Source organism: Clavibacter sepedonicus (assembly GCF_000069225.1).
Taxonomy (GTDB): Bacteria; Actinomycetota; Actinomycetes; order Actinomycetales; family Microbacteriaceae; genus Clavibacter; species Clavibacter sepedonicus.
Map to the genome: position 1 here is coordinate 2,770,121 of NC_010407.1, position 13,675 is coordinate 2,783,795.

At 70.6% G+C, this 13,675-nt stretch carries 13 protein-coding genes, 1 tRNA gene and 1 pseudogene; 8 read left to right on the forward strand and 7 right to left on the reverse strand.

Going from position 1 to position 13,675, the window contains the following annotated elements; genetic code table 11:
- Window positions 1-6 precede the first annotated feature (6 nt).
- Entirely contained in the window at window positions 7-1,161 is a 1,155-nt protein-coding gene (locus CMS_RS12930) for a UDP-N-acetylmuramate dehydrogenase (protein ID WP_012299875.1), read from the forward strand.
- A gap of 325 nt (window positions 1,162-1,486) precedes the next feature.
- Here CMS_RS12930 and CMS_RS17175 read toward each other — a convergent pair whose 3' ends face one another.
- Complete coding sequence (locus CMS_RS17175) at window positions 1,487-1,840, reverse strand: hypothetical protein (protein ID WP_133064104.1); 354 nt, start codon at window positions 1,838-1,840, stop codon at window positions 1,487-1,489.
- A 1,306-nt stretch (window positions 1,841-3,146) separates the two neighbouring features.
- Window positions 3,147-4,364: a pyridoxal phosphate-dependent aminotransferase gene (locus CMS_RS12935; RefSeq protein ID WP_012299876.1), complete on the reverse strand. Its 1,218-nt coding sequence runs from the start codon at window positions 4,362-4,364 to the stop codon at window positions 3,147-3,149.
- Window positions 4,365-4,553: 189 nt separating this feature from the next.
- Here CMS_RS12935 and CMS_RS12940 point away from each other — a divergent pair.
- The 6 genes from CMS_RS12940 to CMS_RS12965 all read left to right on the forward strand — a co-directional run bounded on the left by CMS_RS12940 (window position 4,554) and on the right by CMS_RS12965 (window position 8,184).
- Window positions 4,554-4,626, forward strand: a tRNA-Trp gene (locus CMS_RS12940).
- Between the two features lie 87 nt (window positions 4,627-4,713).
- Window positions 4,714-4,986, forward strand: a complete 273-nt coding sequence (secE, locus tag CMS_RS12945; RefSeq protein ID WP_012039478.1) for a preprotein translocase subunit SecE — start codon at window positions 4,714-4,716, stop codon at window positions 4,984-4,986.
- A 185-nt stretch (window positions 4,987-5,171) separates the two neighbouring features.
- Window positions 5,172-6,209, forward strand: a complete 1,038-nt coding sequence (gene nusG / locus CMS_RS12950) for a transcription termination/antitermination protein NusG (RefSeq protein WP_012299877.1) — start codon at window positions 5,172-5,174, stop codon at window positions 6,207-6,209.
- Between the two features lie 53 nt (window positions 6,210-6,262).
- Window positions 6,263-6,694, forward strand: a complete 432-nt coding sequence (gene rplK / locus CMS_RS12955; RefSeq protein ID WP_012299878.1) for a 50S ribosomal protein L11 — start codon at window positions 6,263-6,265, stop codon at window positions 6,692-6,694.
- Between the two features lie 99 nt (window positions 6,695-6,793).
- The gene (rplA, locus tag CMS_RS12960; RefSeq protein WP_012299879.1) at window positions 6,794-7,480 is read left to right on the forward strand and encodes a 50S ribosomal protein L1; all 687 of its coding nucleotides are present in this window, start codon (window positions 6,794-6,796) and stop codon (window positions 7,478-7,480) included.
- Between the two features lie 104 nt (window positions 7,481-7,584).
- Complete coding sequence (locus CMS_RS12965) at window positions 7,585-8,184, forward strand: GNAT family N-acetyltransferase (RefSeq protein WP_106408653.1); 600 nt, start codon at window positions 7,585-7,587, stop codon at window positions 8,182-8,184.
- An 11-nt stretch (window positions 8,185-8,195) separates the two neighbouring features.
- Here CMS_RS12965 and CMS_RS12970 read toward each other — a convergent pair whose 3' ends face one another.
- The 5 genes and pseudogenes from CMS_RS12970 to CMS_RS12990 all read right to left on the reverse strand — a co-directional run bounded on the left by CMS_RS12970 (window position 8,196) and on the right by CMS_RS12990 (window position 12,614).
- Window positions 8,196-9,152, reverse strand: a complete 957-nt coding sequence (locus CMS_RS12970) for an NADP-dependent oxidoreductase (protein WP_012299881.1) — start codon at window positions 9,150-9,152, stop codon at window positions 8,196-8,198.
- 262 nt (window positions 9,153-9,414) lie between these two features.
- Window positions 9,415-9,747: pseudogene (locus CMS_RS12975) on the reverse strand (YqaJ viral recombinase family protein); the annotation flags it as partial.
- Window positions 9,748-9,761: 14 nt separating this feature from the next.
- Entirely contained in the window at window positions 9,762-10,724 is a 963-nt protein-coding gene (locus CMS_RS12980; protein ID WP_012299003.1) for an IS481-like element IS1121 family transposase, read from the reverse strand.
- 97 nt (window positions 10,725-10,821) lie between these two features.
- Window positions 10,822-11,886 carry a Gfo/Idh/MocA family protein gene (locus tag CMS_RS12985; protein WP_256890511.1) on the reverse strand — a complete coding sequence of 355 codons (1,065 nt, stop codon included), beginning with the start codon at window positions 11,884-11,886 and terminating at the stop codon, window positions 10,822-10,824.
- Entirely contained in the window at window positions 11,883-12,614 is a 732-nt protein-coding gene (locus CMS_RS12990) for a ThuA domain-containing protein (RefSeq protein WP_012299882.1), read from the reverse strand. The genes CMS_RS12985 and CMS_RS12990 overlap by 4 nt, the downstream gene beginning before the upstream one ends.
- A 174-nt stretch (window positions 12,615-12,788) precedes the next feature.
- Here CMS_RS12990 and CMS_RS12995 point away from each other — a divergent pair, with 174 nt between their 5' ends.
- A complete protein-coding gene (locus tag CMS_RS12995; RefSeq protein ID WP_049791946.1) occupies window positions 12,789-13,670 on the forward strand; it encodes a sugar phosphate isomerase/epimerase family protein in 882 nt (293 codons plus the stop codon).
- Window positions 13,671-13,675 lie beyond the last annotated feature (5 nt).

The window sequence follows — 13,675 nt, forward strand, 5'->3', positions numbered from 1 at the left end:
GGCCCCGTGACGATCGAGACGCACCGCGACGCCCCGCTCGCCGACCTCACGACGCTGCGCGTCGGGGGTCCGGCCGAGGAGCTCGTGACCGTGAGCGAGCGCGACGAGCTCGTCGACACGCTCCTCGGCCTGTGGGCCGTCGGCGAGGACTGGATGGTGCTCGGCGGCGGATCCAACTCCCTCATCTCGGACGAGGGGGTCGCCGGCACGGTCATCCGCATCGCGACCCGCGGCGTCGAGATCGGCGAGGAGCGGGCCGACGGCACCGTCCTCGTGCGCGTGCAGGCCGGCGAGCCGTGGGACGCGCTCGTCGCCCGCACGGTGGCTGACGGCCTGGCCGGGCTCGAGGCGCTCTCGGGGATCCCCGGATCCACCGGCACCTCGCCCGTGCAGAACATCGGCGCGTACGGCCAGGAGGTGGCCGACGTCCTCGAGGGCGTCGACTTCCTCGACTACGAGACGGGCGAGGTGGAGCGCCTGGGCGCCGCCGACCTCGGCCTCGGCTACCGCACCTCCGCGCTCAAGCGCGGGCGCGTGGGCGTCGTGCTCTCGGTGGACTTCGCGCTCACCCGCGGGGAAGGACCCGACGCGCTCGGCCTGCCCGTCGCCTACCCGCAGCTCGCCGGCGCGCTCGGCGTGGAGCTCGGCGACCGCGTGCCCGTAGCCCGCGTGCGCGAGACCGTGCTCGCCCTCCGCGCGTCCAAGGGCATGGTGCTCGACGACGCGGATCCCGACACCTGGAGCGCCGGCTCCTTCTTCACGAACCCCATCGTCAGCGCCGCGTTCGCCCGCACGCTCCCGGCCGATGCCCCGCGCTGGCCGCAGGAGGATCCGCTCCGGGACCTCGTCGTGCCGCTCGGCGACCAGTGGGAGGTGGCCGAGGCCATCGAGCGCGAGGCGGCCGCGCGTCGCCGCCGCGAGCCGGCTGCCGTGAAGCTCAGCGCCGCGTGGCTCATCGAGCACTCGGGCGTGCACCGCGGCTTCCGGCTGCCGGGATCCGGTGCGGCCGTCTCCTCCAAGCACACGCTCGCCCTCACCAACCGCGGCACCGCGACCGCCGAGGACGTCGCCGCCCTCGCGCGCTACGTGCAGGGCCGCGTGATGAGCGAGCACGGCGTGATCCTGCAGCCCGAGCCCGTGCTCGTCGGCCTCTCCCTCTAGGAGCGGGCCGGGCGGCACGGGCCGGGCGGCGGATCAGGCCAGCAGGTCGCGGATCCGGTGCACGCCCTCGCACATAGAGAGGCCCACCCGCCTTACCTGGCGAGTTGGGCCCCTCGCCGCATTATTTCCCCTTGGAGGTGCGGAACATGCGGATCGCGCTTATCAATGCGATTGCCAGGAATATGCCCGAGGCGAGCCACAATATCGAGGCATAGCTGCTGAATGGCGCGATTTGGCTCATGATCAAGCCGGGGATCGCTAGCAGCACAGCGACGGTGGCAATCGACTTGGGTGCTCTCGTGCTTGTATTCATACTCACGTCTCCTCAGCTGTAGTGGTTCGCCATGCCGATGCAGAACGTTACCGTGCCACTGAAGCCTGCCGATGCGGCCCCGAGGCAGACGAGGCACCCTGCTCCGAACGTTACTACGCAGATAGCAGCACAAGCGATGCTGATACCAGTGATCACCCACGCGGCGATGCCGGCGTTAGAGAGGCACTCATTGAAGTTACCCCACCAATCCCCTCTCTGATAGTCCATGGGCGAGATCGCCCCACCCTGCGAAGCCAGCGGCACAGAGACGCGGTCCTCCGGAGCGCTCACTTGTTGGTTCAGTAAGGTCTTGTCTCCGACCCAGACGTGAACCGTCCCTGAGGTCGGCGAAGTGGCCTTGAACATGAATTCAGTCGTGTCGAGGAGCTTCCCCGCGTCATCGAAGAAGGCGGTGATGCTCGTCTGTTGCTCGACGCCTTGGCCTGCAATGACCGGAATGCGGAGTATTCGAAGATCAGAAGCGACCCGCCATGCTGTCGCACTCTCGACAGAGAAAGCGAGTCCGCTTTGGCTGTGGATTCCGGCTCGGTCGTAAGCAGCCTCGAGGTCCTGGGCTTCGGGCTAAGCCAGGTCTTTCCAGGCATCCTGTTCCGTCTGGGTCTTTAGCGCGTAGTCCTGAACTTCAGCCGCAGTCGGGCTGGATTTGGCTGTGCGAGCCGACGAGGATGCGCTGACGGCATAGGCGGGCAGTGCAGATGCCAAGACAAGAAGCAGGGAAACTCCAATCGCGCCTAGCGGCAATTTTACTGATGGGAGGATGCGGACATGTTTCATAATCAACCTTCTTCGCTTGGTTCGCGAATTGATTGGCTAAAGCTTGATTCTTCGTTGTGTGCGAGACATGAGACCCGGGCGCGACGACGAAGCGTTGCCTATTGACGTGGCTTGATTCCGGCGCCGATCGGCAAGGCATGGGCCTAGAGGTGCGCGCCTATGTAGCCGTTCACGTGCAATTTCGCGAAGGGACGGCGTCTTGGGGCGGACGGGGTGGAGACCCTTCGATGCTTCGCCTGGGGCGCATGGACGGATGCGGTGGTCCTGTGGTGCCCGTTTCTGGGAAGGCCCTCCCGGTGTCGCGGGCCGGATCGACGTCGATCCGTGGAGCGAGGTGTTGTGCGCGTTCGTCCTCGCCATAAGTCGCCTGTCGATGACTGGCGTTGGCGGCAACGTATCGCGCACCACGCCTGTGCTGCGCGTGAACTGCACAGGGTGGGACGCGGGTGTGCGCCGTGTGGGTAAGGCCGGGGGCGGTGGGCCTCAGGAGCGTGTCGCCGAGGCCGGGACCTTGCTCGTGAGAATCACGCTTGCCTGGAGCCCACCGGCTCAGGATTCGCGGGCCACCGGGCCCGCCCGCCGTATCATCCTCTGAGGCAGGCCTATCGGCGCCGCTTCGACCGCAGTGTGCACAGGTGATCGTGCTCGTCAGGAAAGCCGACGGCGATCATGGATGATCACAGCGTCGGCTCTGGCGGTCCATCTGGATGCGAGTGTGTCTCACGCCTATGCCGAAGTCAGCCTGAAGACCTCGACCCGCTAGAACGGCTGATTTGTCGGACGTGTCTCCGCGGCTTCCACCGGACGGTGTGTTTCCCGCGCGGGAACGCACTACCTCGGGCGCGCCGCGGGTCGACCGCTGGGGCCCGGCCTCGGGTCAGGCCAGCAGGTCGCGGATCCGGCGCACGCCCTCGAGCAGCGCGTCGTCGCCGAGCGCGTAGCTGAAGCGCAGGAACCCGCTCGGGCCGAACGCCTCGCCGGGCACCGCGGCGACCTCGGCCTTCTCGAGCAGCACGTCGGCGACCTCGAGGGAGGTGGTCGGCGTGACGCCGTCGATGTCGCGGCCGAAGAGGCCCGTGACGTCGGGGTAGACGTAGAAGGCGCCCTGCGGGGTGGGCGTGACGAAGCCGGGGATGGCGTCGAGCTCGGCGACGATCGTGCGGCGACGGCGGTCGAAGGCCTCGCGCATCCGGTCGACGGTGTCGCGCGGACCGCGGAGCGCGGCGATGGCCGCGCGCTGCGACAGGTTCGAGACGTTCGAGGACAGGTGCGACTGGAGGTTGCCCGCGGCCTTGATGGCGTCGGCGGGGCCGACCATCCATCCCACGCGCCAGCCGGTCATCGCGTAGGTCTTGGCGACGCCGTTGACGAGGATCGTGCGGTCGGCCAGGGCCGGCACGACGTCGACGATGCTCGCGGCCTCGGCTCCGTCGTAGACGAGGTCCTGGTAGATCTCGTCGCTGATGACCCAGAGGCCCTTCGATTCCGCCCACTCGCCGATCTCGCGGGTCTGCTCCCGCGAGTGGACGGCGCCGGTGGGGTTCGACGGCGAGACGAAGAGCAGCACCTTGGTGCGCGGGGTCCACGCGGCCTCGAGCTGCTCGACGGTCACGAGGTAGCCCTGGTCGGCGCCCGCGAAGACGTCGACGGGCACGCCGCCCGCGAGACGGATGGCCTCGGGGTAAGTGGTCCAGTACGGCGTCGGCACGAGGACCTCGTCGCCGTCGTCGAGCAGCGTCTGGAACGCCTGGTAGACGGCCTGCTTGCCGCCGTTCGTGACGATGATGCGGTCGATCCCCACATCCAGCCCGGACGAGACGCGCGTCTTCTCGGCGATCGCCTCGCGGAGGTCGGGCAGTCCCGCTGCCGCGGTGTAGCGGTGGTTGCGGGGATCCCGCGCGGCCTCGACCGCGGCCTCGACCACGTAGTCGGGCGTCGGGAAGTCAGGCTCGCCCGCGGCGAAGCTGATGACGGGGCGTCCGGCGGCCTGCAGGGCCTTGGCCTTGCCGTCGACCTTGAGGGTCGCGGACTCGGCGATGGATCCGATGCGGGTGGAGACGCGGCTGAGGGGGACGGTGCTCTGCGGTTCGGCCATGCCCATGAGCATAGGGATGCGGGCGGGGCACCACGCGGGTGGGGCGATGGCCGGACGACCGGCCCGACCGGGTGCCCGCGGATGCTGGTACACTCGTCCGCGTCGGTATCTCCTCCACGCTCTTCCGCGCCTTCTTCCGTCCGTGCTCGCACGGTCGTGGTGCTTGAGGGCAGGCGGGTGACGACGCAGAGGGTGGTGGCTCAATTGGTAGAGCAGCGGTCTCCAAAACCGCAGGTTGCAGGTTCGAGTCCTGTCCGCCCTGCTAGATGGAACGGGTCCCCGGGCGCGTGACATCGCGGCTCGCCCGAACTCCGGGCGAAAGCCGAGCAATGCAGGAAGGGACCCACGCGTGGCGCGGAAGATCGTCGACGAGCCGAGCGAGGAGATCGTCGCGCAGGCTCGCGAGCAGCGGGACGCACGACGCAACCCCTTCGCCCGGCTGGTGCTCTTCATCAAGCAGGTCGTGCAGGAGCTCAAGAAGGTGGTCACCCCCACCCGCAAGGAGCTGTTGACGTTCACGGGAGTGGTGCTGGCCTTCGTCATCGTCATGATGGTGATCGTCTCGCTCCTCGATCAGCTGTTCGGGTACCTCGCCATCGTGGTGTTCGGCAACGGGGCCTAGCACCGCAGGCGGCCCGAGAGGGTCGTCCGGGAGGCGCGCGCATCGCGGGCTGACCACGGTGCCTGCGCGCGGCGCGGCACGGCGGCGGCCGGGATCCCGACGGGTCCCGCGTCCGCGCGGCCCGGCGCGGCACAAGCACGGCACGGAACGGCAACGCACGACGAAGAACGAGGGAAGTAGATCCATTGGCTGAGAGCAAGCGCGACGACGTCGACCTCGCCCCCGCGGCGGAGCAGTCCTCCGAGGTGGACGCGGTCCAGGAGGGCCACTCCATCGAGTCCTCCGAGGAGAGCTCGGACGCGGCGGAGCACACCGCCCTGCACGTCGAGGGCGACTCGGTCGAGACCGACCTGACGGCCGCGCTCGACGCGATGGAGTCCGTCGACGACCCCGAGGCCGACGCCATCGTCGAGGACGCGCTCGACATCGACTCGCCCGACGAGGCCGAGGCCGCCGTCGAAGCGACCGACGACGAGGCGGAGGAGGAGGCAGCCGAGGAGGCTCTCGAGCCCGCCGACGTCACGCCCGCCACCGCGGACGACATCGCCGAGGCTGAGGCCGACCTGGTGCCCGACGAGGACGCGTCCGCCGAGGACGCCGCCGAGGTCGACCCCTACGAGGAGTTCCGCAAGGAGCTCCGCTCCAAGCCGGGCAAGTGGTACGTCATCCACTCCTACGCGGGCTTCGAGCGCCGCGTGAAGAGCAACATCGAGAACCGCATGGTGTCGCTCAACATGGAGGACGACATCTACCAGATCGAGGTCCCGATGGAGGACGTCGTCGAGATCAAGAACGGCCAGCGCAAGATGGTCAACCGCGTGCGCATCCCCGGCTACGTGCTGGTGCGCATGGCCCTCAACGAGGACAGCTGGTCGGTCGTCCGCCACACCCCCGGCGTCACGGGCTTCGTGGGCAACGCCCACAACCCCACGCCCCTCCGCTTCGAGGAGGCCTTCTCCATGCTGAAGAGCCTCGTCGAGATCAAGGAGGTGGCGCAGGTCAAGGGCCAGCCCACCAAGGGCGGCCAGGCGCAGCGCGTCGTCGCCGCCGAGGTCGACTTCGAGATCGGCGAGACCATCACGATCAAGGAGGGCTCGTTCGCGGGCCTCCCCGGCTCCATCAGCGAGATCAAGCCCGAGAGCGGCAAGCTCACGGTGCTCGTCTCCCTGTTCGAGCGCGAGACCCCGGTCGAGCTCAGCTTCGACCAGGTCACCAAGCTCTAGGCGGTCGGGCCGCGCGGCCCGCTCGATCTAGCAATCAAGAAGAAGGAAGAGAAATGGCACCGAAGAAGAAGGTCACGGGTCTGATCAAGCTGCAGATCAAGGCCGGCGCCGCCAACCCCGCACCGCCCATCGGGCCGGCGCTGGGACAGCACGGCGTCAACATCATGGAGTTCTGCAAGGCGTACAACGCCCAGACGGAGTCGCAGCGCGGCAACGTCATCCCCGTCGAGATCACCGTCTACGAGGACCGGACGTTCACGTTCATCCTCAAGACGCCCCCGGCCGCGGAGCTCATCAAGAAGGCCGCCGGAGTCGCCAAGGGCTCGGGCACGCCGCACACGGTCAAGGTCGCGAAGCTCACGATGGACCAGGTCCGCGAGATCGCCGAGCAGAAGCAGGCCGACCTCAACGCCAACGACATCGACGCCGCGGCGAAGATCATCGCCGGCACCGCCCGCTCCATGGGCATCACGGTCGAGGCCTAGCCTCCACCACTCAGCGGTCCCGTCCGGGATCCGCTCCAGCATCACGCGGGAGAGCCGGCCAGGCTCACATCAACCGCACTCTCGAATCAGGAGACACGAATGGCGAAGTCAAAGGCCTACCGGGCCGCAGCCGAGAAGATCGACCTCACGAAGGCGTACACCGCCTCGGAGGCCGTCGAGCTCGCGCGCGAGACCGGTTCCAGCAAGTTCGACAGCACCGTCGAGGTCGCGCTCAAGCTCGGCGTCGACCCCCGCAAGGCAGACCAGATGGTCCGCGGCACCGTCATCCTTCCTCACGGTACCGGCAAGACCGCCCGCGTCATCGTCTTCGCGACGGGCCCCGCGGCCGAGGCGGCCATCGCCGCGGGCGCCGACGAGGTCGGCGGCGACGAGCTCATCGAGAAGGTGGCGGGCGGCTACACGTCGTTCGACTCCGCCGTCTCGACGCCCGAGCTCATGGGCAAGGTCGGTCGTCTCGGCAAGGTGCTCGGCCCGCGTGGCCTCATGCCCAACCCGAAGACCGGCACGGTCACCCCGGACGTCGCGCGCGCGGTGTCCGACATCAAGGGCGGCAAGATCGAGTTCCGCGTCGACAAGCACGCGAACGTCCACTTCGTGGTCGGCAAGGCGAGCTTCTCGCCCGAGCAGCTCTCGGAGAACGTCGGCGCCGCGCTCGAGGAGATCGTCCGCCTCAAGCCGTCCTCCTCGAAGGGCCGCTACGTGCAGAAGGCCACGGTCTCCACGACCTTCGGCCCCGGCATCCCGGTGGACGTCAACTCCATCTAGCCCCATCGCGCGCGAGCGCACGCACGACATGCAGCACAGGAAGGGCCCGCTCCGGCGGGCCCTTCCGTCATTCCCGGGCCGCGCGGCTGCCTAGGCTCTCGAGGGTGAGCATCCCGGATCCCGCCGTCACTCCTGCCGTCCCGTCCTTCCGCGTGGCCGTTCCCGCCGACGCCGACGCGGTCGCCGCCCTCGCCGCCCGCACGTTCGCGCTCGCGTGCCCGCCGACGACCACGGCGGAGGCGATCGCGGAGCACATCCGCACCGTGCTCTCGCCCGCGCGCTTCCGGGCGCACCTGGCGGATCCGGCGCACCGGGTGGTGCTCGCCGAGGTCGGCGGGGAGATGGTCGGGTACACGATGGTCGTCGCCGCCCCGCCCGCCGACGCCGACGTGGCCGGCGTGCTGCGGCTGCGGCCGGAGGTCGAGCTGAGCAAGGTGTACGTCGAGGCGGGGTCGCACGGGGTCGGCGTCGCGCGGCCGCTCATGGCGGAGACGCTGCGCGTCGCGCGCGAGCTCGCGGGGGAGCGGGGGCTCGACGGCGAGGCCGGGATCTGGCTGGGCGTGAACGAGCACAACTCGCGTGCCATCCGGTTCTACGAGCGCAGCGGGTTCCGCATCGTGGGGACGCGGTCGTTCCGACTGTCGGATGCGGTCGAGACGGACCATGTGATGGAGCAGGCGCTGGCCGCGACCGCCGGAGAGTAGCGGGGCGTGGATCAGCCCCGCGACACGTTGAGGACGACCTTGCCGCGTGCGTGCCCGCTCTCCATGTGGCGGTGCGCCTCGGCGGCGTCCTCCAGGTCGAAGACCTCGTCGACGTAGACCTTGATGTCCCCGGACTCCAGCAGCCGCGAGATCACCGCGAGCTTCTGCCCGTCGGGCGCGACCTCGTAGTGGGTGGCGCGCACGCCCACGGCGGCGGCGTCCTGCACGAGGGTCGGCCAGCCGCGGACCGGCGCGCTGACCAGGAGGCCGTCACGGCGGAGGACCTGCAGCGAGCGGGTGCCGGTGTCGTCCGTGCAGTTGCCGACCAGGTCGATCACCACGTCCACGTCCTCGAGCACGTCCTCGAAGCGCACCTGCGTGCGGTCGATGACCTCGTCGGCGCCGAGCTCCGCCAGCCAGTCGACGTTGCGGGGCGAGCCCGTCGCGACGACCCGTGCCCCGAAGTGGCGCGCGAACTGCACCGCGAAGTGGCCGACGCCCCCGGCTCCCGCGTGGATCAGGACGACCTGTCCCTCGTGCGCCCGGCCGATGTCGACGACCATGCCCCACGCGGTGAGGGCGCTCACGGGCGTCGCCGCCGCCTCGACGTGCGAGAGGCGCGCGGGCTTGCGGGCGAGGCTCACGCTCGGGACGGCGATGTAGGGGGCGTAGCTGCCGGGCATCCGCGGCACCATCGCGAGGCCGAACACCTCGTCGCCCGGATGCAGCGCGTGGTCCTCGTAGGGCGACTCGACGACGACGCCGCTGAAGTCGCGGCCGAGCACCGCCGGGAGCGCGCCGAGGGTCGGCCCGCCGGACTCGCCCGCCCGCAGCCGCAGGTCGATGGGGTTCACGCCCGCGGCGACGACCTTCACCAGCACCTCCGAGTCGAGGCGGTGCGGCACCGGTACGTCCGCGAGGTGCAGCACGTCGGGTCCGCCGGTCTCCGCGACGACGACGGCGCGCATGGTCTCCCCGTGCGGGGCGAGGGCGATCGCCGCAGCCGCCCGATCCCGCTCGGCCTCGGCGGCGACGACGGCTCTCGACTGGACGACCTGGCTCATCGTGCGACCCCTCCCCGGAAGGCGGCGGCATGGTGGATCCCATCGCGCCCCCGCTCGTCCAGTGAAGTCGCCGCGTGAGTCGGGCGTGTTTCCGCGGTGTTCCCCGGGCGAGAAGAATGCGGGAGGGCACCCGGGGATGGCGGGCGCGCAGGACCGGGTCGGCGGCTCAGGCCAGGCCGCGGGCTCCCGCCGGCGCGTTCGCCATGCGCACGATGAGCGCGATGAGGTCGTTCGCGCGCGCCACCAGCGCGGCGATCTCGGCCTCGTCCCGGTCGATCCACTTCCACTTCGGGATCTCGTGCACGGGCACGAAGTCCACGTGCTGCTCCCAGACGATGAGCGAGCGCTCGGCGCCGAGCACGTACTGCTGCCACCAGATCTGCCGCAGGTAGTTGCGCGGGATGCTGCGCCACGGCTTCGCGGTGGTCTTGATCTCGGCGAGCTCGAGGCGGCCGTCGGCGCGCAGACCCACGCCGTCGGGGGTGGCGAGGTGGCGGCGCTAGCTGTACTGGGTCATGACGTTGGTGACACTCGGGCCGCGGGCGTGAGCCCGTGGCTTGAGTGGATTCGTTCAGTGTTGTAGTGCTCGATGAAGGGGTCAAGCGCGTCGGCCCGGTGTTGGTTGCCGGTGAAGGGTTGCCGGTAGGCCCACTCGGTCGCGAGGGTCCGGTTGAAGCGCTCGACCTTGCCGTTCTGCCAGGGGCAGTGCGGGCGGATGAACTTCTGCCGCGCGCCCAGGTCCTGGACGGCGTTCTTGAACACGGTCGAGTGCCGGTAGGCGAACGCGTTGTCCGTGATGACCCGCTCGATCCGGGTGATCCCATGCCCGGCGAAGTACGCCGCTGCGCGGGTCAGGAACCCGGCCGCGGTCGCGCCTTTCTCATCGGGATGGATCTCCGCGTAGGCGAGACGGGTGTGGTCATCGACCGCGGCATGGACGTAATCGAACCCGATCCCGCGGCCGCGGACCTGCTCGCTGCGCCCGTGGACCCGCCAGCCGCCTCCGTCCGGGATCCTCCCGAGCTTCTTCACGTCCACGTGGATCAGATCACCCGGATGCTCGTGCTCATACCGGTGCGCCGTTGACCGGGATGCCCGGATCACGGCCCCGGTGACGGGGTCCAACCATGCCAACGGCGGCGCCCCGTGCCGGCGCAGGATGCGGGAGATCGTACGGGATGGAACACCTGTCACCGGCGCCAGCCGCGCAGGACCCGCCCGCAACTGGGCCCGCGCTTCCAGCACGGCCCGTTCCCGCTCCGGGCTCGTTCGCCTCGGTACTGACCGGGGCCGCGATGACCGATCCGTCAGCCCTCGCAGCCCCTCGGCACGGAACCGGTTCACCCATCGATGCGCGCACTGCCGCGACACCCCCAGCTCCCGCGCGACGTGCGCGACCGGCCGACGATCCTCCACCACCCGCCGCACGAGGAGAACCCTCCCGTGAACCGTCAGACGAGCATTACCGTGGGACATCGAGGCCTCCTGGCGATGGTTGAACTGAACAGCTCCATCAAGCCAGGAGGCCTCTTCACACGCCCCGAAGTGTCACCAACGTCATGGCCGAGTACAGCTAGGCGAGCGGGTCGCGTACGTCCTCGAAGAGCCCCGATTCCGCCGAGCGGCCCGCCGCCTCCATCAGCGCGAGGCTGCCGAGGTTGTCACGGCCGCTGGTCTCGGGCGGCGGGCCGCCGAGGATCGAGAGGGCGAAGGCGCGCAGGCCCGCGCCGCGGCTCGTGAAGGTCAGCTCGCCGTCCTCGCCGGAGATGCGCCACTCGCCCGCCCACGGTGTGACGGGTCCGCGGTGCAGCCAGCTGCCGCGGTAGTCGACGATCAGGCCGCCCTCCAGCTCGATGACCATGGAGGCGACCGCGGGATCCCGGTAGTGGCTGAACGACGGGCGGCTGGTGCGGGCGAACACGCGCACGGCCTCGCGGCCGGTGACCATGCGGATCAGGTCGAAGTGGTGGATCGCCATGTCGTTGATGATCGGCTGCGGGAACCGGTAGTGCGGGTAGTCGTCGGGCTCGTCGTTGTCCCACTGGCGGAAGTCGATCTCGATGGTCGCGACCTCGCCGAGCGCGTCGGCCGCGAGCAGCTCGCGCACGCGGCGCGGCGCTGGGTACCAGCGGTAGTTCTGGCTGACCTGCACGATGAGGCCGAGCTCCTCGCCGCGGCGCACCACGGCGGCGGCCTCCGCGGTCGAGTTCGCGAACGGCTTCTCGACGATCACGTGCTTGCCCGCCTCGAGCGCCTCCAGCGCGAGCGGCGCGTGCGTGACGGCCGGCGCCGTGACGATGACGGCATCCGCCTCCACCGCGGCGAGCGCGTCGGCGAGCGAGGCGAAGGCGGCCTCGGCGGGGAGCCCGATGAGCGCGCGCACCTTCTCGCGGGTGGGCTCGCTCGGATCCACGATCGCGGCCACCTCGATCTCGGCGACCGCGGGCACGGCATTCCGTGCCCAGTCGCCGCCCCAGCCGCCGAGGCCGACGTGGATCACTCGGACGCAGGGGCCGGAGGAGGCGGATGCGGCGGGCGCAGCGGCGGGAGCGGGCGCGGCGGGCGTCGCCGGGGTGGCCGGGGTCACGGGTGCGGCGGTCGTGGCGGGCGTGGCGGGCGTCAGCTTCGCGGCGCTCATCGGGCGAGGAACCAGTCGCGCGGGTGCTCGTCGGCAGTCAGCTCGGCGCGGCCGTCCGTCGGCGCGACCCAGCGGGCGGCGTTCGCGAGCACGCGGCGGATGTCGGGGTGGTGGTAGACGGGGTACTCCTGGTCGCCGGGCGAGAAGTAGAAGACGCGGCCGCGGCCGCGGTGGTAGGCGACACCGGAGCGGAAGACCTCGCCGCCCGCGAAGGTGGAGAGGAACACCTCCTCGTCGGGGCGCGGGATGTCGAACTGCTCGCCGTGCATCTCCTGCCGGTCGATGACGATCGGGTGCGGGATCCCGGCCGCGATCGGGTGCTGCGGCGCGATGGTCCACACCAGCTCGCGCTCGCCGTCGTTGCGCCACTTGAGCGAGCAGGTCGTGCCCATCAGGCGCGTGAAGACCTTCGAGTAGTGGCCGGAGTGCAGGACGACGAGGCCCATGCCGGCGTGCACGTGGCGGATCACGCGCGCGACGACCTCGTCGGACACCTCGCCGTGCGCCACGTGGCCCCACCAGTAGAGGACGTCGGTGGCGGCGAGGCGCTCCTCGGTGAGGCCGTGCTGATCCTCCTGGAGGGTCGCCGTGCTCACGCGCGCGTCGTCGCCGAGCAGCTCGCGGAGGCCGTCGGCGACCACGGCGTGGATCCCGTCCGGGTAGTGCGACAGGACGGTCGCGTCACCCCGGCTCTCGTGCACGTTCTCGTTCCAGACGACGATGTCCATGGCGCTCCTCGTTCGGCGGTGATCGGGGTGGGCGGGCGACGTTCGAGCGGCAGGGCCCGGATCCGGCCGTGACGCGGCGCAAGCCCGCGCCTACGATCGTACGCATGGCCCGCGCCGATGCGGGCGGTACGGAGGCCGCATGACCGCCAACGACGACGACCGCGGAACGATCCGATGAGCGGGCCGACCGGGAGCGCCGGGCCGACCGGCACCACCCGCCCCACCGCGTCCACCCGCCCGACCGACAAGGCCGTGCACGCCTGGTCGCTCGATGGGACGCTCGGGCGGCCGCGGGTCCCCGGCCCCGACGGATCCGGCCCCACCACCCCGGGCGGACGCGCCGCCGGGGCGCTCGACCTCCTCGACCTGCCCGCCGAGCTGGCGCGGCGCGGCTACCGGGCCGTGCAGATCACCCACTTCCAGCTGCCCACGCGGGACGCCGGGTACCTCGCCGACCTGCGGGCGTCGCTCGCCGCGTCGGGGATCACGCTCGACGCGTTCCTCGTCGACGACGGCGACCTCACGCACCCGGCCGACGCCGACCTGCACGAGCGGTGGATCTCCGCGCAGCTCGACGACGCCGAGGCGCTGGGTGCGCACCACGCGCGCGTCGTCGCCGGTCGGAGCGCGCCCACGCCGGAGACGCTCGCGGCGAGCGCAAGGCGGCTGTCGCGACTGGCCGCCGCGCATCCGGGAGTCGCCGTCGTCACCGAGAACTGGCGCGAGATGATGCCCGACGCGGACGCGGTGCTCGCGCTCCTGGCCGACGCCGGCGACGTGCGCCTCCTCATCGACCTCGGCAACTGGACGCAGCCCCACAAGCACGAGCAGCTCGCCCGCATCGCCGGGCACGCGGTCACGTGCCACGCCAAGGCCCACCGGGATGAGGCCGGCCGCCTCGACGACGTCGACTACGCCCGCTCCCTCCGCGTGCTGCAGGACGCGGGCTATCAGGGCGCGCTCGCCATGGTGAACGAGTCGACCCGGCCCGACGGATCCGACGAGTGGGACGGCCTCGAGCAGGAGCACGAGGTGGTGCGGCGGGTGTTCGGCTGAGGCGT